14 protein-coding genes are annotated in these 18860 nt (G+C 65.4%); 6 read left to right on the forward strand and 8 right to left on the reverse strand.

What is annotated here, in order from left to right; translation table 11 throughout:
• The first annotated feature begins 101 nt into the window (after positions 1-101).
• From PSEEN_RS23730 to PSEEN_RS26815, 5 genes are all read left to right on the forward strand, one after another.
• Complete coding sequence (locus tag PSEEN_RS23730) at positions 102-620, forward strand: RNA polymerase sigma factor (RefSeq protein WP_011536119.1); 519 nt, start codon at positions 102-104, stop codon at positions 618-620.
• Positions 617-1573: a FecR domain-containing protein gene (locus PSEEN_RS23735; RefSeq protein WP_011536120.1), complete on the forward strand. Its 957-nt coding sequence runs from the start codon at positions 617-619 to the stop codon at positions 1571-1573. Before PSEEN_RS23730 ends, PSEEN_RS23735 begins: the two co-directional genes overlap by 4 nt.
• Positions 1574-1771: 198 nt before the next feature.
• Positions 1772-4204, forward strand: coding sequence for a TonB-dependent siderophore receptor (locus tag PSEEN_RS23740; RefSeq protein WP_011536121.1), 2433 nt, complete (start codon positions 1772-1774; stop codon positions 4202-4204).
• Positions 4205-4334: 130 nt separating this feature from the next.
• The gene (locus PSEEN_RS23745; RefSeq protein WP_011536122.1) at positions 4335-5447 is read left to right on the forward strand and encodes a PepSY-associated TM helix domain-containing protein; all 1113 of its coding nucleotides are present in this window, start codon (positions 4335-4337) and stop codon (positions 5445-5447) included.
• Positions 5444-5620: a hypothetical protein gene (locus PSEEN_RS26815; RefSeq protein ID WP_011536123.1), complete on the forward strand. Its 177-nt coding sequence runs from the start codon at positions 5444-5446 to the stop codon at positions 5618-5620. Before PSEEN_RS23745 ends, PSEEN_RS26815 begins: the two co-directional genes overlap by 4 nt.
• A 92-nt stretch (positions 5621-5712) precedes the next feature.
• On the opposite strand, the gene PSEEN_RS23750 is transcribed toward PSEEN_RS26815, so the two are convergent.
• The 8 genes from PSEEN_RS23750 to glnE form a co-directional block, all read right to left on the reverse strand.
• A complete protein-coding gene (locus tag PSEEN_RS23750; RefSeq protein WP_011536124.1) occupies positions 5713-7155 on the reverse strand; it encodes a lipopolysaccharide kinase InaA family protein in 1443 nt (480 codons plus the stop codon).
• Entirely contained in the window at positions 7155-7907 is a 753-nt protein-coding gene (locus tag PSEEN_RS23755) for a lipopolysaccharide kinase InaA family protein (protein ID WP_011536125.1), read from the reverse strand. Before PSEEN_RS23755 ends, PSEEN_RS23750 begins: the two co-directional genes overlap by 1 nt.
• Positions 7904-8638 carry a lipopolysaccharide kinase InaA family protein gene (locus PSEEN_RS23760; RefSeq protein ID WP_011536126.1) on the reverse strand — a complete coding sequence of 245 codons (735 nt, stop codon included), beginning with the start codon at positions 8636-8638 and terminating at the stop codon, positions 7904-7906. Before PSEEN_RS23760 ends, PSEEN_RS23755 begins: the two co-directional genes overlap by 4 nt.
• Positions 8638-9444 carry a lipopolysaccharide core heptose(I) kinase RfaP gene (gene rfaP, locus PSEEN_RS23765; RefSeq protein WP_011536127.1) on the reverse strand — a complete coding sequence of 269 codons (807 nt, stop codon included), beginning with the start codon at positions 9442-9444 and terminating at the stop codon, positions 8638-8640. Before rfaP ends, PSEEN_RS23760 begins: the two co-directional genes overlap by 1 nt.
• Positions 9441-10562 (reverse strand): glycosyltransferase family 4 protein, encoded by a 1122-nt coding sequence (locus PSEEN_RS23770; protein WP_011536128.1) that lies wholly within the window; start codon positions 10560-10562, stop codon positions 9441-9443. Before PSEEN_RS23770 ends, rfaP begins: the two co-directional genes overlap by 4 nt.
• Complete coding sequence (waaC, locus tag PSEEN_RS23775; protein WP_011536129.1) at positions 10562-11620, reverse strand: lipopolysaccharide heptosyltransferase I; 1059 nt, start codon at positions 11618-11620, stop codon at positions 10562-10564. The genes PSEEN_RS23770 and waaC overlap by 1 nt, the downstream gene beginning before the upstream one ends.
• Positions 11621-12670 carry a lipopolysaccharide heptosyltransferase II gene (gene waaF, locus PSEEN_RS23780; RefSeq protein WP_011536130.1) on the reverse strand — a complete coding sequence of 350 codons (1050 nt, stop codon included), beginning with the start codon at positions 12668-12670 and terminating at the stop codon, positions 11621-11623.
• A gap of 225 nt (positions 12671-12895) precedes the next feature.
• On the reverse strand, positions 12896-15829 hold the full coding sequence (gene glnE, locus PSEEN_RS23785; RefSeq protein WP_011536131.1) for a bifunctional [glutamate--ammonia ligase]-adenylyl-L-tyrosine phosphorylase/[glutamate--ammonia-ligase] adenylyltransferase: 2934 nt from the start codon (positions 15827-15829) through the stop codon (positions 12896-12898).
• A gap of 383 nt (positions 15830-16212) precedes the next feature.
• Between glnE and aceE the strand changes: the two genes are divergently transcribed.
• On the forward strand, positions 16213-18858 hold the full coding sequence (gene aceE, locus PSEEN_RS23790) for a pyruvate dehydrogenase (acetyl-transferring), homodimeric type (RefSeq protein WP_011536132.1): 2646 nt from the start codon (positions 16213-16215) through the stop codon (positions 18856-18858).
• Positions 18859-18860 lie beyond the last annotated feature (2 nt).

An 18860-nucleotide genomic window follows, 5' to 3' on the forward strand; every position in this document is an offset into this window, starting at 1 on the left:
GATGGCAATCCGATAAGCGTCAATTGCGCCCCGCCCCCCGCCTCTGCCACAATCGCGAATAATTATCGTTAGTTAACGCATTCTTTCCCGGGGGACGCTTCTTGACGTCTGCGCAGAGTCCACATGCCGATCTGGTCGGGGCGCTGTACCGCGACCATCGCGGCTGGCTACTCGCCTGGCTGCAGCGCAGCACCGCCTGCCGCCAGCGCGCCGAGGACCTCAGCCAGGACACCTTCGTGCGCCTGCTCGGCCGCGAACGCCTGGACACCCCTCGCGAACCCCGGGCGTTCCTGGCTGCCGTCGCCAAGGGGCTGCTGTTCGACCATTTCCGCCGCGCGGCCCTGGAACAGGCCTACCTTGCGGAGCTTTCTCTGTTGCCAGAGACTGAGCACCCCTCCCCGGAACTGCAACACTTGATCCTCGAAGACCTCAAGGCCATCGACCGCCTGCTCGGCAAGCTGTCGAGCAAAGCCCGCGCCGCCTTCCTGTACAACCGCCTGGACGGCCTGGGCCATGCCGAGATCGCCGAGCGCCTGGGCGTTTCGGTGTCGCGTGTGCGCCAGTACATCGCCCAAGGCCTGCGCCAGTGCTATGTCGCCTTGTACGGGGAACCGACATGAACACGGCCCCGGTATCCGGCAAGGTGCTGGAAGCGGCTATCGCCTGGAAGCTGTGCCTGGACGAAGACAGCGGTACCCCGGACGAACGCAACGAATTCATGCGCTGGCATGCGGCCCATGAGGAGCATGCCCGCGCCTGGCAGCAACTGGGCGCCCTCGACCAACGCGTCAGCGCCGCCGCCGGCCCGGTGCGCCACACCTTGCTGCAATCGCGTGCTAGCCTGCGCCAGCGCCTCGGCGGGCTGGGTGCGGGCCTGGCCGGGATGCTGGTGCTTGGCGGGTTGCTGGCTTGGGCCGGGGTCCCCACCCTCGCACCGGGCTACTGGCTGGCCGACCAGCGCACCGCCACCGGTGAAATGCGCACCCTGCGCCTTGAAGACGGCACCTTGCTCAGCCTGAACACCCACACCGCGGTGGATATCGACTTCCACGGCGAGCAGCGGCTGATCGTGCTGCACCAGGGCGAAATCTCCGTGGAGACCGGTCACGCCGACAGCCGTCCGCTGCTGGTACGTACCGAGGACGGGCGCCTGCGCCCGCTGGGCACGCGCTTCCTGGTCAAGCGCGAAGCAGGTGGCACGCGCCTGGAGGTGCTGCAAGCCTCGGTGGCCGCCAAACCGCAGAACAGTGGCGACGAACAGGTCCTGCGCGAAGGCCAGCAGGTATTGATGAGCGCCGATGGCCTTGGCCGCGTCGACCCGGTGACCGCCGGCAGCGACGCCTGGACCCGCGGCATGCTGGTGGTCGACAACGTGCGCCTGGCCGACCTGGTGGCCACCCTTGGACAATACCGCAGCGGCCACCTGGGCGTGGCCGACGAGGTCGCCGACCTGCGTGTGAGCGGCAGCTTCCCGCTGACCGACACCGACTTGGCCCTGGCCTCGCTGCAGCCGGCGTTGCCAGTGAAGATCGAACGGCACACGCCGTGGTGGGTGACCGTCACCGCCAAATAAAGGCTGGCGCCAACCCTGTAGAAGCCAGCCTTGCTGGCGAACGGGCCCGCCTCGGTTCAGCGTCGGGCCTGTTCGCCGGCAAGCCGGCTCCTACAGAGGCCCCCACCGCCTCTGAAAATTTTTCAAAAGCCCCCTGTCACTTTCCCACTCTCGCTCGGCAAGGAAGCAGTCAGCACTATTTCGTCGAGGAGCCGCTGCATGTCCCGTGCCGTTGATGCTTTGCTTCGCCCCAGCCTGATGGCCCTGGCCATTGGCCTGGCCGCCCCCTTGGCCAGCCCCGCCCTGTTCGCCGCCGAACAGTCCGCCATGCGTGCCTACAACCTGCCCAGCGCGCCGCTGGCCAGCACCCTGAACCAGATCGCCAGCCAGGCCGGTATCGCCCTGGCCCTGGACCCGGCATTGGTCAGTGGCCGCGCCTCGGCGCCGGTCAACGGCGAGTACAACGGCGTCGGCGCACTTCAGGCAGCCCTGCGCGGCACCGGCCTGCAATTGCAACAGAGCAGCGCAGGCAGCTACAGCCTGGTCGCGGCGCCGGAAGACAGCCTGACCCTGCCGGAAACCAGCGTGAACGCCGCCAGTGACAGCGAGAGCGCCTGGGGCCCGGTGGAGGGCTACGTGGCCAAGCGTACCGCCGCCGGCACCAAGACCGACACCGCGCTGGTCGAAGTGCCGCGCTCCATCTCCGTCGCCACCCGCCAGCAGATGAGCGATCGCGGCGTGCACAGCCTCGACGATGCCGTGCGCTACATGCCGGGAATCGTCTCCGCCAGCTATGGCAGCGACACCCGCTACGACTGGATGCGCGTGCGCGGCTTCGAGCCGACCCAGTTCCTCGATGGCCTGCCACTGCCGCGCGGCGTGTACGCAAACCCGAAGGCCGAGACCTGGAACCTGGACCGCCTAGCGCTGCTACGCGGCCCGGCGTCGTCGATCTATGGCCAGACCCCGCCCGGCGGCCTGCTGGACATGGTCAGCCGTCGCCCACAGGCTGAAAGCGCCCATGAAATCGAGCTGCAGTACGGCAGCGACAACCATCGCCAGATCAATTTCGCCAGCACCGGCAAGATCGACGACCAGGGACAGTTTCTCTACAGCGTCAGTGGCGTGGTGCGCGATGGCGGCACCCAGATCGACCACATCGACGACAAACGCTACAACATCGCCCCCAGCCTGACCTGGAACATCGACGAAGACACCTCGCTGACCTTCCTCACCCAGTTCACCCGCGACGATACCGGGGCCACCAGCCAGTTCCGCCCTATCCAGGGCACCAAGATCGACATGCCATTCGGCAAGATCTCTCACCACAAGAACCTCGGTGACCCGGACTACGAGTTCTACGATCGCACCTACTACGCCCTGGGCTACGCATTCGAGCATCGCTTCAACGATGTCTGGCAGTTCCGCCAGAACCTGCGCTATACCAAGTCGGACCTATCGTTCCAGACCATCACACCCGGCGCCTACTATTCGCCCGGTGGCCCGGTGCAGGATGATGGCACCGTCAATCGCATGTCCACCAACGTCGACGAAGACATCAGCCAGTTCGCGGTCGACAACAACTTCCAGGCCGACTTCGCCACCGGCGCCATCAGCCACACCGTGCTGATCGGCCTGGACCACCAGCGCACCAATCACAACTACCTGGCGATCTACGGCTTCGACGTTCCACCCACCAACGCCATCAACCCGGTGTATGGCGTGCCGATCACCCGCCCGGACCGCTCCTCGGCCTTCTACGACTACAACCAGAAGACCGTCCAGACCGGTCTCTACATCCAGGACCAGATGGCCCTCGACAACTGGCGCCTGACCCTGGGCGGACGCCAGGACTGGGTGCACACCGGCACCAAGTTCTTCAACAAGGACGATGCCACCAACACCCAGCGTGACAGCAAGTTCAGCGGCAACGCGGCGATCAGCTACGTCTTCGACTCCGGCTTCGTGCCGTACCTGTCCTATGCCGAGTCGTTCCAGCCGGCCAGCAGCGCGGACGCGGACCCGCTGAAGACATTCAAGCCAACCGAGGGTAAGCAGTGGGAGCTGGGTATCAAGTACCAGCCACCGGGCTCCAACACCCTGCTGTCCGCTGCGGTGTATGACCTCACACAGAAGAACATACAGGTCACCAACAATGAGGGCGGCGTGAGCGTCACCAGCCAGACCGGTGAAGTGAAGGTTCGCGGCCTGGAGCTGGAAGCCGTTTCCGACGTGACTGAAAACCTGAAGGTGATAGCCGCGTACACCTTGGCCAAGTCCGAAGTACAGGACGGTCAGTACAAGGGCAATCGCCTGCAGCTGATGCCGAACCAGCAAGCCTCGCTGTGGACCGACTACACCTGGCACAGTGGCGTGCTCGACGGCTTCGGGATCGGCCTGGGCGCGCGCTACACCGGCAACACCTACGGCAACCAGGAGAACACCTGGCTGGGCAAGGCCAACGCCTACACCGTGTTCGACGCGGCCGTGCACTACGACCTGGGCCGCCTGGACAACAGCCTCAAGGGCGCCTCGGTGGCAATCAATGCCACCAACCTGTTGAACAAGGACTACCTCTCCACCTGCGACGGGTACTACTGCTACTACGGCGACCAGCGCAGCGTCGTCGCCAGCGCCACGTACAAGTTCTGAGTGACCGGGGCCGCCCTGCGGCCCGTTCGCCGGCAAGCCGGCTCCTACACCGACATCCCTGTAGGAGCCGGCTTGCCGGCCAACGGCTGCGCAGCAGCCCCAGCCATAATCAGACGTAAATGGAACCGTGATGAAAAGCCAAACCATCCGCCGCTGGTCGGCGATTCACACCTGGAGCAGCCTGGTCTGCACGCTGTTCCTGCTGCTATTGGCCGTCACCGGCCTGCCGCTGATCTTCCACCACGAACTGGAGCACCTGCTCGGCGAAGCCCCCGAGCTGCGCGAGATGCCCGCCGACACCCCGCACCTCGACCTGCAGCAACTGGTGCTAAAGGCCGAGCAGCACCGCCCGGGCGAGGCGCTGCAGTACTTCGGCTACGAGGATGACGAGCGCAACGGCGTGGTGGCGATCATGGCCGCCACCGCCGGCACCGAGCCCGACCTGTCGCACACCTTCATGCTCGATGCGCGCACCGGCGAAGCCGTGGCCATGCCGGCCGCCAACGGCGGCTTCATCATGCTCATGCTGCGCCTGCACGTGGACATGCTTGCCGGGCTGCCCGGCAAGCTGTTGCTGGCGTTCATGGGGGTATTGTTCGTCGTTGCGATCATTTCCGGCACGGTGCTCTATGCGCCGTTCATGCGCCGCCTGGCCTTCGCCACGGTGCGCCACGACAAGTCCCGGCGCCTGCGCTGGCTCGACCTGCACAACCTGATCGGCGTGGTCACCCTGACCTGGGCCCTGGTGGTCGGCGTCACCGGGGTGATCAGCGCGCTGTCCGACCTGGTCATCGCTGCCTGGCGCAACGACAGCCTGGCCGCCATGATCGCCCCCTACCGCGACGCACCGGCGCTCACCCAGCGCGCACCGGCCGATCGGCTGCTGGAGATCGCCGCCGGGGCCGCGCCGGGCATGCGCCCGGACTTCATCGCCTTCCCCGGTACGCGCTTTTCCAGCGAGCATCACTATGCGGTGTTCATGAAAGGCAACACCCACCTGACCTCGCACCTGCTCACGCCGGTGTTGATCGACGCCAGTACCCTCGAAGTCACTGCTGTCGGCGATCGCCCGTGGTACATGGACGCCATGAGCCTGTCATCGCCCTTGCATTTCGGTGACTACGGCGGGCGCCCGATGCAGATCCTCTGGGCGGTATTGGATGTGCTGACCATCATCGTGCTGGGCAGCGGGCTGTACCTGTGGTGGGGCAAGCAGCGCAAGCCACGGGAGGCCCGCCCATGAGCCACCGTTCGCAATCGACCCGGCGGATCTTCGCCTGGCCGGCATTGATCGCCCTGCTCAGTGGCGCGGGGCTGTTCGCTGCGTTGCTGGGCGATGGCATCTGGGACAGCCTGGCCTGGCTGGGCCTCGGCCTTTCGGCCGGCCTGGGGCTGAGCGGCTTCTGGCGGCGCTGACCGTTCCCCTGCGGGAGCCATCCTTGCCGGGGCGCCCGTTCGCCAGCAAGGCGCAGCCTTGCCTGGGCGCCCATACGCCATGCGCAACGGCGTCAGTCGGCCAGGCGCGGCAGCACTTGGTCGAGCCGCTGGTGCAGCGCGCTGCCCTTCGGCCAGTTGCGCAACAACCGCGCCCGGTCGCGGGCGTAGGCAGGGGCGAAGCTGAGCTGAGTGGCGTGCTGACACATGGCATCGAGGTCGATCAGCGACCACTGCCCGTCCTGCCAGAACAGGTTGTGGCCTTTAAAATCACCATGACTGATGCGCTCACGGATCAGCTGCTGCATCAACCGCACCAGCGCATCGACCTGCTCGTCCGGCGCCTCGCCGCTTTCGACGAAGGGCGCGAAACACGCAGTCAGGTCCGGGCCATCGGCATATTCGGTCACCAGGTACGCGCGGCTGCGCAGCCCCATCACCCGCTGCTCCAGCACCGCCAACGGGCGCGGGGTGGCGATGTCGAGAAACGCCAGGCGATGCCCTTCGATCCACGAATGCCAGGCCCGGCTCGGGCGCCAGAAGCGCTTGAACCAGTGGGCGGTGTTCTTGATGTTGTAGCGCTTGAGCACCAGGGTGCGGCCCGCCACTTCGATGCGCGCCACGCTGGCGGCGCCACCAGTCTTGTACAGGTGGCCTTGGTCGATCAGCGTGTCAGCCTGCTCGAGCACCGGCTGCATCGCCGCCACCTCGCCACGGCGGATCGCCTGCAGGCCCGAAAGCCTGCGCTGGACGCTGAACAGCGTGCACTCGCGCCCAGCCTTGTCGAGGTAATCCTTGAGCCGCCAGCTGCGCACCTTGTCCACCTGCTGGAGCAAAGCTTCCAGGGGCAGCGCATGTTCGGCGTTGGCCAGCAAGTAATGCACCAGCGCCTCTTCGATGAACGGCTCCAGGCGTTTGGGCAACTGGGCGAACAACACCCCGAGGTTTTCCAGCACGCGCTGGCGCGACAGCTGCTGGCCAGGCGTCTCGGCCTTGATGCCGCCACCATCGATCAAGTACAGCCGGCCGCCCTGGCGCAGCAGGTTGTCCAGGTGCAGGTCTTCCTGCCACAAGCCCTTGGCGTGCATCTGCGCCACTGCGGTCAGCGCCTCGCCGAGCACCAGATGCTGCTCGTCGGCGAGCATCGGCAAGTGCTCCACCTTGGCCCAGGCATCGCCCAGGCTCTCGGCATCTTCCAGGAATTCGAACAACAACCAGCCGCCCTCGCCTTCTTTCAGGCCATCAGCCAGCAAACGTGGCGTGGTCAGGCCCTGGTCGGCCAGCAAGCGGGCGCCATCGAGCTCGCGCTGGAAATGGCGGGCGGCATTGCCGCCGACCAGCAGTTTGGCCAGCACCTTGGTACCGCGCCAGATCCCGGCGCCGACATAACGCTGGCCAGGTAGCACACGCAGCAGGCTGAGCAGCTGCAGGTCGGCTACGCCCGCGGCGTCGGCGAGGGTGACGGTCAGGGGCAACGTCGGGGTGCGCCCGGCGTCCTTGAGTTCGGACAATCGCATCAGCGGGCCTCTTTGTGTCGACGGCGTAGCATCAGGCGCTGCAGCCAGGTGTCGACCTGCGCGCTGTCCGCCGGCAGGGCCAGGTAGGCGCCGAGCAGCGTGCGTACGTCCGCCTCGCTCCAGGCACCTGCGCGGCGCAGCAGGGGCTCAAGATCCTTGAGCCGGTCACGCATGCCGAGCAGCAGCGGGCGGGTCTTCTCCAGGTCGATCAGTTGTGCCTGCCAGCCTTCGCGGCGCTCGCGCAGGAAAATGTGCTTGGGGTAGAAGCAGCCATGCACCTGCCCCGCCGCGTGCAGGGTACGCGCCAGCTCACCGCAGGCCTGAAGAACCTGCTGGCGCTGGCTCTGTTCAAGTTGCGGCCATTCGGCCAGCAGGCTGTCCAGATCGCGCCATTCGTCCAGGGCACGGGTCATGAGGATGGCGCGGTGCTGCCCAGCCTGCTTGCGCTCGCCGTAGAACACCGCCTGCAGCGCCGGGATACCCAGCTTCTGGTAGCGGCTGATATTGCGGAACTCGCGGGCGAAGGTCGGTTCGCCGAAAGGGCGGTGCAGGGTGCGCGTGAGGTAGTCGCTCTGGCGCTTGAGGTAGTAGCCCTTGCCCTCCAGCTCCAGGCGGAACACGCTGCTCCAGCCGCCACGGCCGGTGTTGGGTTCGTCCACAGCCTCGAGCTGCAGCGCCCAGAGCGCCTCGAAATCGCCCAGGCCGTGGCGCTTGAGCAATGCCTGGTCGGCACTGGCCAGGTAATCGGTCATTCCCTTCCCTCGAAAAAGCCCACCACTTGGCGAATGCGCCGCTTGTCCCGGGCGTTCAGGCGATCGTGCCTGCGGTACTGCAGGTAGAAACGCAGGCGCTGGGTCGCCGACAGGTGGTATTTGGCGACCTTGTCCAGGCACGCCAGGTCCTTGATCAGCCGGTGGCGCAGCATGAAGCCGCGCCAGAAATCGCCGGTGGGGCAGTCGATGAAGAACAGCGTGCCCTCGTCGTCCACCAGCAGGTTGCGCCACTTCAGGTCGTTGTGGGCGAAATGGTGATCATGCATCACCCGGGTATGCCGTGCCAGTTGGCGGCTGAGGTGGTCGACCCAGGCGCGATCGCGCAGGCGCGGGTCGTCGCGCTCAGCCAGGGCCGAAAGGTCTTCGGTGCGCGGCAGCTCACGGGTGATCATCGCCCCGCGGCCGAAAGCCAGGCCATTGCGCTCCAGGCCCCAGGCCACCACCTCGGCGGTGGGGATGCCCCATTTGGCGAACTGCTTGAGGTTCTGCCATTCAGCCTTGATCCGTGGCCGGCCCAGGTAACGGCGCATGTGCTTGCCGGCGCCGGTGTAACGTTTGACGTAGTAGTTGACCCCGTCACGCTCGATGCGGATGACCTCGCTGAGCGGGTCGCGGGTCAGGCGCTCGCCCTGCAGGGCGAACACCGCGTCGAGACTGCCGAAGTCCGCCGCCAGGTGCTTGTAACCCGGCGCCAGTGTCCAACCCGCCATCAGAGTGCGTCCCCATAGCGTTGCTTGCGATCGTAGAGTTTCTGCGCCTTGCGTTCGAGCCAGGCGAGCAGTGCGGCCTCCTCCTTGAGCACCTGGCGCAGTGGGCGCTGGAAGTAGCCACGCAGGAAGCGCAGCTTGTCACGGCGGGTGAGGCCGATGTCCAGTGCCGAGAAATACAGGGCAGCCAGGTCCTTGTCGCGCCAGCGACGGGTAATCTTCGCCCGGGTCTGGGCGCGGTGCAGGTCGATCACCGACAGTTTGAAGTCTTCCGGCGTCACCGGTCGGTCGGTGTGCAGCAGGAAGTGGCAGATGTAGCAGTCGCGGTGGTTGACCCCGGCGCGGTGCATGCCGCCGGTCATCTTCGCCACTTCGGCGATCAAGGCATGCTTGAGACGTGGCGCCGGCGGCTGCTTGACCCAGTCGATGCTGAAGTCTTCCAGGCTGACGGTCGGCGCCAGCTCCTCGGTAACGATGAACGAGTGCTGGGTGGCCGGGTTGCCGCCGCGCTCGCCGTAGGCCACGGCGGTCATGGTCGGCACGCCTGCCTCATGCAGCCGCTGGATCGCCTGCCACTCCTGGCCGGCGCCCAGCACCGGCAGCTTGGCGCTGAACAGGTTCTTGAAGATCTCGCCCCAACCGATGCCACGGTGGATCTTGACGAAGAAGCCCGCGCCGTCGACTTCGGTGCGCAGGGTGCGGCGACCTTCCAGCTCGCGGTACACCTCGCCCTGCAACTGCTCTACGGCCTGGAATGCATCACGGCCAGCCCACAGGCGCTTGAACGGCTCTGCCAGTATCAGCTTCATGCGGGCTCCTGGAGAATCACGTCGGCAGCGTGCTGCGGCATGCTGTACAGGTCGGCGCTGTCGGCGAAGGCCACGCCATTGCGCGACCAGGCGGCGCGCTGCGGGCCATCTTCGAGCATGCGTTGCAGGTAGCGATTGAGCTGCTCCTGCTCGAATGGCTCGTCGAGTACCAGGCCGCTGTCGGCCTCGGCGATGTAGTGGGCGTAGCCGCACACCTTCGATACCAGAACCGGCAGGCCGGCGACCAGCGCCTCCAGCAGCACGGTGCCGGTGTTCTCGTTGTACGCGGGGTGAATCAGCAGGTCGGCGCCCAGCAGGAAGCGCGGGATGTCGCTGCGCCCCTTGAGGAACTGCACCTGGTCACCCAGGCCGAGCGCCGTGCTCTGCACCTGGAACAGCTTGGGGTCGTCCTGGCCGATAACCATCAGTTTCGTGCGCTTGCGCAGGGCCGACGGCAGCGCGGCCAGGGCCTTGAGGCTGCGGTCCACCCCCTTGGTCTTGAAGCCCGAGCCAATCTGCACCAGCAACAGCTCGTCATCGGCCAGGCCGAATTCCTTGCGGAACTCGGCACGGATGGCGTCGGCATCGGCCGGGCGGCGGCGGTCGTGAGAGATACCTGGCGGCAGCAGGTGGAAGCGCGCCTCCGGGGTGCCGTAGTGCTTGATGAACAGCGGCTGCTGCACCTCGGAGATCATCAGGACCTCGGTGCGGGCATCCTTGGCGAACACCGCCCGTTCGTACTCGGCGAAATGGCGGTAGCGGCCCCAACGGCGGTACAGGCCACCGCGCAGGGTCTGGGCCTTGTCCTCGAAGCAGCCGTCGGCGGCGTAGTACACGTCCAGCCCAGGCATCTTGTTGAAGCCGACCAGGCGGTCGACCGGGCGCTTTGCCAAGTCCGCTTCCATCCAGGCGCTGAGCTTTTCGTTGCGGCGGTGGTTGAACAGCGCCTTGACCGGCGCCACCAGCACCTCGAAGCCCGGCGGGATGTCACCTTCCCAGATCAGCGTGTACACGCGGATCTGGTGACCTCGCTGCTGGCACTCGAGGGCAATGCGCATGAAGTCGCGCTGCAGCCCGCCGAAAGGGAAATACTTGTAGAGCACAAAAGCCAGTTGCATCAACGAACATCCTCAGCCAGCAGCAGCGCGCTCAAGCGGCCCGCCACATGCTCGGGATTCAGGCGAGTGAAGCACAGCGGCCACTCGCGTTTGAGATCGAACCGGCGCAGGTCCTCGGCGCTCGGTTTGTAGGTGCACTTCTTCTGCAGGCACGGGGCGCAGGGGAAGTTGCTCGCCTGGTGGATCTGGGCGCGTCCGTAGGCGCCCGTCAAACCAGGGTTGGTAGGGCCGAACAGCGAGATGGTCGGCACATCCAGCGCCGCGGCCAGGTGGCCGAGGCCGGTGTCCACGGCCACGCAGGCCTTGGCCGCCGCCAGCACACGGGCGACGCCCACCAGGTTCAACTTGGGGAGCACCTGGCAGTTGTTCAAGCCCTGGGCGATGCGCTCGGCACGGGCCTTCTCCGCCGGATTGCCCCAGGGCAGCATCACCTGCAGCTTGCGCCGGCCCATGCGCTCGGCCAGCTCGCGCCAGTAAGCTTCCGGCCAATGTTTGGTGGCCCAGGTGGTGCCGTGCAGGAACACCACATACGGCGCGGCGGGCGGCAGTTGCAGGCGGTTGAGATCAAGGCCGTAGTCACCCAGCCCTTCGGGCAGGTCATAGGCCAGGGCCAGGGCGAACAGTTGGCGCACACGCTCCACGGCGTGCTGGCCAACGGCGACCGACAAGCGCCGGTCGTAGAAGCGGCTGGCCCAGCCTTCGCGGGCCGAGTAACGGTCCAGGCCGGCCACCGGCGCCTTGACGTAGCGGGTCAGCCAAGCCGACTTGACCAAGCCCTGGGCATCAATCACCAGGTCGTACTTGTGCTCGCGCAAGCGTTGCTTGAACGCCTTCCACTCGCCGCTCTTGAGGGTCTGCCAGATGTTCTTGCGCCAGCGGCGGATCGCCACCGGGATCACCCGGTCGACTGCTGGGTGCCAGCTCGGGATCTCGGCGAAGCCTTCTTCCACCACCCAGTCGAAACGAATGCCGGGAATGGCGTGGGCCGCATCGGTCAGCGCCGGCAGGGTGTGGATGACATCGCCCAGCGACGACGTCTTGATGATCAGGACCCGCACTCAGTCGACCTCGGCCACGGTATCGATCAGGTTCGGCCCGCCCAGGCTGTGCAGGGCTGCGATGACCTTTTCAGGCTCCAGCAGGCGCAGGCAGTTGTAGTGGCCGAAACGGCAGGTACGGTCGAAGCAGGGGCTGCACTCGATGCCCGTGCGCACGATCTCGACCTGGTCAGCCAACGGCGGGGTGAAGCCGGGTGAAGTGGAGCCGTACACCGCCACCAACGGGCGGTTCAGCGCAGCGGCCACGTGCATCAGGCCGGAGTCGTTGGAAACCACCGCGTTGGCGCAGGACATCAAGTCGATGGCCTCGGCCAGCGAGGTTTCGCCGGCCAGGTTATACGATTCTTCCCGGAAACCCGGGATCAGGCGGTCGCGAATCTGCTCGCCCACGGCGTGGTCGTTCTTCGAACCGAACAGCCACACCTGCCAGCCCTGGCGGATCATCGCATCGGCCACTTGCGCGTAGTGCTCGGCCGGCCAGCGCTTGGCTTCGCCGAACTCGGCGCCGGGGCATAGGGCAAGCACCGGGCGGTCCATTTCCAGCTTGAACTTGGCCAGGGCCGCTTCGCGGCTCTGGGCTTCGATCTGCAGGGACGGACGCGGATACGGCTTGGGCAGCTCGGCGTCCGGCGCGTAGGCCAGGGCCATGAAGCGCTCGATCATCAGCGGGTAGCGCGCCTTGTCCAGCTTGCGCACGTCGTTGAGCAGCAGGTAGCGCATCTCGCCGCGCCAGCCGGTGCGTTTGGGGATGCCGGCGAAGTACGGCACCAGCGCCGACTTGAGCGAGTTGGGCAACAGGATCGCCTGGTCGTACTGGCCGGCCAGCGACTTGCCGATGCGCCGGCGCGTGGCCAGCTCCAGCGCGCCGTGGCCGAGCGGGAAGCTCAAGGCCTGGCGCACCTCGGGCATGCGCTCGAGGATCGGCCGGCTCCACTCGGGGGCCAGCACGTCGATCACACAATCGGGGTGCTGCTGTTTGAGGCACTGGAACAGGGTCTGCGCCATCACCATGTCGCCGACCCAGCTGGGGCCAATGATCAGTATTCTCATGCGTTATCCAGAAACATTCGGGGAGGCTGCAGGCTGCGTTAAACCTGGCCTCCCCTCTTTATATTCAGGCTATGTGGCGGACAGTGTACCACCGGTGGTGGAACATGGACCTTTGGGGCTGCTGCGCAGCCCTTTCGCGACGCAAGGCCGCTCCCACGCAGACCACGCCATACCTGTGGGAGCGGCCTTGTGCCGCGAAAGGGCCGCAAAGCGGCCCCGTCAATCTCAGGTCAAACCTAGCTGCCCCCAGATCCGCCGCACCTCGCGGCGCTCGTCGACGAACTGCGCCGCGTCAATCACCCCGGCCTGCTTCTGCAGGGCCTGGCGGTGCGAGGCCGAGCGGAACGCCTTGTACACCTCGCGCAGCAGCACGGCGTCAGTGGCGGGCATCAACCCGGCCTGCTCAAGCTCTTCGAGGATGCGGATGTTATCGGTCCAGCGCAGCAAGGCCGGGTGGTCGTGGGACCAGGCCAAAGCGGCGTATTGCACCATAAATTCGATATCGACGATACCGCCGGCATCCTGCTTGATATCGAACGCCACGCCCGCGTCGAAGGCATTGGCCGCGGTACCGGCGGCGGTCGCCTTGGTGCCGAGGTTGTCGCGCATCTTGGCGCGCATGTCGCTGACTTCGCTGCGCAATTTGTCCAAGTCGCGGGCCTGGCCCAGCACCTTGGCGCGCACGCCCTCGAACGCCGTCGCCACCTGCGGGCAACCCACCAGCACCCGTGCTCGCACCAGGGCCTGGTGCTCCCAGGTCCAGGCTTCGTTCTGCTGGTAGCGCTCGAACGCGCCCAGCGAACTGACCAGCAGCCCCGAGGCGCCGGACGGGCGCAGGCGCATGTCTACATCATAGAGCTGGCCGGAGTTGGTCTGGGTGGTCAGCAGGTGGATGATGCGCTGGCCCAGGCGGGTGAAGAACTGCGCGCCGTCGATGGGCTTGGCACCGTCAGTCTCGGCATTAGGGTCGCCATCGTGGATGAACACCAGGTCCAGGTCCGAGCCATGGCCCAGTTCGAGGCCACCAACCTTGCCATAACCCACGATGATGAAACCCGGGTCGCACAGGCTACCGTCACTGCGCCTGGGCTGGCCATGACGGGCCGCCGTCTGGCGCCAGGCCAGGGCCAGCACCTGGTCGAGGATCGCCTCGGCGAGCCAGGTGAGGTAGTCGCTCACCTTCATCAGCGGCAGGTTGCCGGTGATCTCCGAAGCGGCCACCCGCAGGCTATGGGCCAGCTTGAAGTGGCGCAGGGCCTCCATCTGTTGTTCCAGGTCGTCCTCGGGAATGCGCGTCAGGCGTTCACGCAGTTCGGCGGCCAACTCTGGTGCCAGCGGCGGGCTGAACAGCCGGCCTTCGTTGAGCAGCTCGTCGAGCAGCAGCGGGTAGCGGGCGATCTGCTCGGCGATCCACGGGCTGGCCGCGCACAGGGTCAGCAAGCGGCGCAGCGCGCCCGGGTTTTCCGTCAGCAGCACAAGATAAGCAGAACGTCGCGCCACGGCCTCGACCAGCGGCAGCACTCGCTCCAGCACCAGGTCAGGGTTGTCATGCTCCACCGTCTGGGCCAGCAAACGTGGAATAAAGGCATCCAGGCGTTCACGGCCAATGCGCTGCATCGAACGCAACGAAGGGCTGACGCGCAAGGCGGTCAGGCGCCGCAACGCCTCGGCGGGCTGCTTGAAACCTGCCTCTTCCAATTGACGGCAGGCGGCCTCTTCATCCTGGGCCTGCTCCCAGAGCGGCGACCACTCGCCGCCCACCACCAGCTCGCCCTCGGCGTCGTCTTCGTCCGGGTCGGCGATCACCTGGCGGAAATGCCAGTCGACGCGGCCACGCCAGTGCATCAACTGTTCATGGAAGCTGGCCCAGTCGGCAAAGCCGAGCATATAGGCGATGCGCGCGCGGTCGGTCTCATCATCCGGCAGCATTTGCGTCTGACGGTCGGCAATGGCCTGGATAGCGTGCTCGGTGTAACGCAGGAACTCATAGCCTTCACGCAGCTCGGCGACCACCGCCGGTGGCAGGTAGCCCTGCCCTTCGAGCGTTGCCAGCACCTTGAGCAACGGCCGTTGCTGCAGGCTCAGGTCGCGACCACCGTGGATCAGCTGGAAGGCCTGGGCGATGAACTCCACTTCGCGAATGCCACCGGCCCCCAGCTTGATGTTCTCGGCCATGCCCTTGCGCCGCACCTCCTGCTGGATCAGCTGCTTCATGGTGCGCAGCGCCTCGATGGCGGAGAAGTCCAGGTAGCGACGGTAGACGAACGGCCGCAGCATTTCCTGCAATTGGGCGCCGGCGGCCTGGTCGCCGGCCACGACCCGGGCCTTGATCATCGCGTAGCGCTCCCAGTCGCGCCCCTGGTCCTGGTAGTACTGCTCCAGGGCATTGAAGCTGAGCACCAACGCACCGGCCGAACCATAAGGGCGCAGGCGCATGTCGACGCGGAACACGAAGCCATCGACGGTGACCGGGTCGAGCGCCTTGATCAGACGCTGGCCCAGGCGGGTGAAGAACTCCTGGTTGTCCAGCGAGCGTTTTACGCCCTCGGTTTCGCCGCCCTCGGGGAAAGCGAAGATCAGGTCGATGTCGGACGACAGGTTGAGCTCCACCGCCCCCAGCTTGCCCATGCCCAGCACCACCATGTGCTGCGGCTCGCCGCTGCGGTTGCCGATGGGCGTGCCGAACTGCTGGCAGTGGCGCGGGTACAGCCATTGATAAGCTTCGTCGATGGCGGCGTCGGCCAGGTCGGACAGGTCGCGGCAGGTTTCCCCCAGCGCCGCCTGGCGGGTGATGTCGCGCCAGATAATGCGCAACTGCTGGCGGTTGCGTTCGCGGCGCAGGTTGCGCGCCAGCTCGTCCTCGGTCTGCGCGGCCTGGGCGGCGGCATTGACCTGCCCGCGCAACTCGCCGGGTGCGAACGGGCGATCCATCAGGCCACTGCCGAGCAACTCGAACAGCATGGCCGGCTCGCGCTGGGCCTGGGTCAGGACGAAATCGCTGGCGCCAGCCACCTGGTCGAACTGCTGTCGATGCTCGGCGCTGCAGCTGTCCAGATTCAGGTCGGGATGGGCGGCCAGGGCATCGCGCAGAAACTGTTGGTTGCGGGTGACCAGCGGTTGGAGTGCGGCGGGCAGATCGAGCGGCAAAGGCAGGCGCATGGTCTATCCTTGATCGGCGTGAAAGTGAGGGGCGTGGGCGCTCAAAAGGAGGCCCGGCCACGGTTGGACTGTCATACAAAAGTTGGAAATAGCCGATAAAGCCGAAAATTTGGCAAAAAGCATCAAGAACCACCTGATCGCGACACGCCACCAACCAACATGAACGTTTATCCTCACAACCCGGGATGCGACAAACCGTCGCATTTGTGTAGTTTTACTACTACCCCGTAGGTGCAAAAGCATGAAATGCGAAAGCATTTGTAGTAAAACTACACCGCGCCGGATGACTGTCCGGTAATCCAAGAATTCACGACGTCTGCCCATAAGGCCAGTCGCAAACTCAGGCCATCGATTCTGGTGGCCTTTCCGCCCTGGAGCAAGCCATGCAAGACCTCGATCCAATCGAAACCCAGGAATGGCTGGATGCCCTGGAGTCGGTCCTCGACAAAGAAGGCGAAGACCGCGCTCATTACCTGATGACCCGTATGGGCGAGCTGGCCACCCGTAGTGGCTCCCAGCTGCCGTATGCCATCACCACGCCGTACCGCAACACCATCCCTGTCACCCACGAAGCACGCATGCCTGGCGACCTGTTCATGGAACGCCGCATCCGCTCGATGGTGCGTTGGAACGCCCTGGCCATGGTCATGCGCACCAACCTGAAAGACTCGGACCTGGGTGGCCACATCTCGAGCTTCGCCTCCAGCGCCACGCTGTACGACATCGGCTTCAACTACTTCTTCCAGGCCCCGACCGACGAACACGGCGGCGACCTGATCTTCTTCCAGGGCCACGCTTCGCCAGGCGTCTACGCCCGCGCCTTCATGGAAGGCCGCATCAACGAAGACCAGATGAACAACTTCCGCCAGGAAGTGGACGGCAACGGCCTGTCTTCGTACCCGCACCCGTGGCTGATGCCTGACTTCTGGCAGTTCCCGACCGTATCGATGGGCCTGGGCCCGATCCAGGCGATCTACCAGGCACGCTTCATGAAGTACCTGGAAGCCCGTGGCTTCATCCCGGCCGGCAAGCAGAAGGTCTGGTGCTTCATGGGCGACGGCGAGTGCGACGAGCCGGAATCCCTGGGCGCGATCGCCCTGGCCGGCCGCGAGAAGCTGGACAACCTGATCTTCGTCATCAACTGCAACCTGCAGCGCCTCGACGGCCCGGTTCGCGGCAACGGCAAGATTATCCAGGAACTCGAAGGCGTGTTCCGCGGCGGTGGCTGGAACGTCAACAAGGTGGTCTGGGGCCGCTTCTGGGACCCACTGCTGGCCAAGGACACCAACGGTGCCCTGCAGCGCCGCATGGACGAAGTCATCGACGGCGAGTACCAGAACTACAAAGCCAAAGACGGCGCGTACGTTCGTGAAAACTTCTTCAATACTCCAGAGCTCAAGGCCATGGTCGAAGACCTGTCCGACGACGAGATCTGGAAGCTCAACCGTGGCGGCCACGACCCCTACAAGGTCTACGCGGCGTACCACCAGGCTGTTAACCACAAAGAGCAGCCGACCGTCATCCTGGCCAAGACCATCAAGGGTTACGGTACCGGTGCTGGCGAAGCCAAGAACACCGCGCACAATACAAAGAAAGTCGACGTCGACAGCCTGCGTCACTTCCGTGACCGCTTCGACATCCCGGTCAAGGATGCCGACCTTGAGAACCTGCCGTTCTTCAAGCCGGAAGAAGGCTCCGCCGAGGCCAAGTACCTGGCCGAGCGCCGTGCGGCCCTGGGCGGTTTCGTACCGCAGCGCCGTGCCAAGAGCTTCAGCGTCCCCACCCCGCCACTGGAAACGCTGAAAGCGATCCTGGACGGTTCGGGCGACCGCGAAATCTCCACCACCATGGCCTTCGTGCGCATCCTGGCGCAGCTGGTCAAGGACAAGGACATCGGCCAGCGCATCGTCCCGATCATCCCGGACGAAGCCCGTACCTTCGGTATGGAAGGCATGTTCCGCCAGCTGGGCATCTACTCGTCGGTCGGCCAGCTCTACGAGCCTGTTGATAAAGACCAGGTGATGTTCTACCGCGAAGACAAGAAGGGCCAGATCCTCGAAGAAGGCATCAACGAGGCCGGCGCCATGTCGTCGTTCATCGCTGCCGGTACTTCGTACAGCTGCCACAACCAGCCGATGCTGCCGTTCTACATCTTCTACTCGATGTTCGGCTTCCAGCGTATCGGCGACCTGGCCTGGGCCGCTGGCGACAGCCGCACCCGTGGCTTCCTGATCGGCGGTACCGCCGGCCGTACCACCCTCAACGGTGAAGGCCTGCAGCACGAAGACGGTCACAGCCACATGATGGCGGGCACCATCCCGAACTGCCGCACCTATGATCCGACCTACGGCTACGAGCTGGCGGTGATCATCCAGGACGGCATGAAGAAGATGACCGAAGAGCAACAGGACATCTTCTACTACATCACCGTGATGAACGAGTCGTACCAGCAACCCGCCATGCCGGCCGGTGTCGAGGACGGCATCATCAAGGGCATGTACCTGCTCGAGGAAGACACCCGCGAAGCCGCGCACCACGTACAGCTGATGGGCTCCGGCACCATCCTGCGCGAAGTCCGGGAAGCTGCGAAGATCCTGCGTGAAGAGTTCAACGTCGGCGCCGACGTGTGGAGCGTCACCAGCTTCAACGAACTGCGTCGCGACGGCCTGGCCGTGGAGCGTGCCAACCGCCTCAAGCCTGGCCAGAAGCCTCAGCAGACCTACGTCGAAGAGTGCCTTGCCGGCCGCAAGGGCCCGGTCATCGCCTCCACCGACTACATGAAGCTGTTCGCCGAGCAGATTCGCCAGTGGGTCCCGAGCAAAGAGTTCAAGGTCCTGGGTACCGACGGTTACGGTCGCAGCGACAGCCGCAAGAAGCTGCGTCACTTCTTCGAAGTCGACCGCCACTTCGTGGTGCTGGCTGCCCTGGAAGCCCTGGCTGACCGTGGCGAGATCGAACCCAAGGTTGTGGCTGACGCCATCGTCAAGTTCGGCATCGACCCGGACAAGCGCAACCCACTGGACTGCTGAGG

It is taken from the genome of Pseudomonas entomophila L48 (assembly GCF_000026105.1).
Taxonomy (GTDB): domain Bacteria; phylum Pseudomonadota; class Gammaproteobacteria; order Pseudomonadales; family Pseudomonadaceae; genus Aquipseudomonas; species Aquipseudomonas entomophila.

Excerpts from the sequence above, each read along its gene's own strand:
- PSEEN_RS23735 (WP_011536120.1), top strand. The coding sequence starts at position 617 with ATGAACACGGCCCCGGTATCCGGCAAGGTGCTGGAAGCGGCTATCGCC.
- PSEEN_RS23740 (WP_011536121.1), top strand. The coding sequence starts at position 1,772 with ATGTCCCGTGCCGTTGATGCTTTGCTTCGCCCCAGCCTGATGGCCCTG.
- PSEEN_RS23745 (WP_011536122.1), top strand. The coding sequence starts at position 4,335 with ATGAAAAGCCAAACCATCCGCCGCTGGTCGGCGATTCACACCTGGAGC.
- PSEEN_RS26815 (WP_011536123.1), top strand. The coding sequence starts at position 5,444 with ATGAGCCACCGTTCGCAATCGACCCGGCGGATCTTCGCCTGGCCGGCA.
- PSEEN_RS23750 (WP_011536124.1), bottom strand. The coding sequence starts at position 7,155 with ATGCGATTGTCCGAACTCAAGGACGCCGGGCGCACCCCGACGTTGCCC.
- PSEEN_RS23755 (WP_011536125.1), bottom strand. The coding sequence starts at position 7,907 with ATGACCGATTACCTGGCCAGTGCCGACCAGGCATTGCTCAAGCGCCAC.
- PSEEN_RS23760 (WP_011536126.1), bottom strand. The coding sequence starts at position 8,638 with ATGGCGGGTTGGACACTGGCGCCGGGTTACAAGCACCTGGCGGCGGAC.
- rfaP (WP_011536127.1), bottom strand. The coding sequence starts at position 9,444 with ATGAAGCTGATACTGGCAGAGCCGTTCAAGCGCCTGTGGGCTGGCCGT.
- PSEEN_RS23770 (WP_011536128.1), bottom strand. The coding sequence starts at position 10,562 with ATGCAACTGGCTTTTGTGCTCTACAAGTATTTCCCTTTCGGCGGGCTG.
- waaF (WP_011536130.1), bottom strand. The coding sequence starts at position 12,670 with ATGAGAATACTGATCATTGGCCCCAGCTGGGTCGGCGACATGGTGATG.
- glnE (WP_011536131.1), bottom strand. The coding sequence starts at position 15,829 with ATGCGCCTGCCTTTGCCGCTCGATCTGCCCGCCGCACTCCAACCGCTG.
- aceE (WP_011536132.1), top strand. The coding sequence starts at position 16,213 with ATGCAAGACCTCGATCCAATCGAAACCCAGGAATGGCTGGATGCCCTG.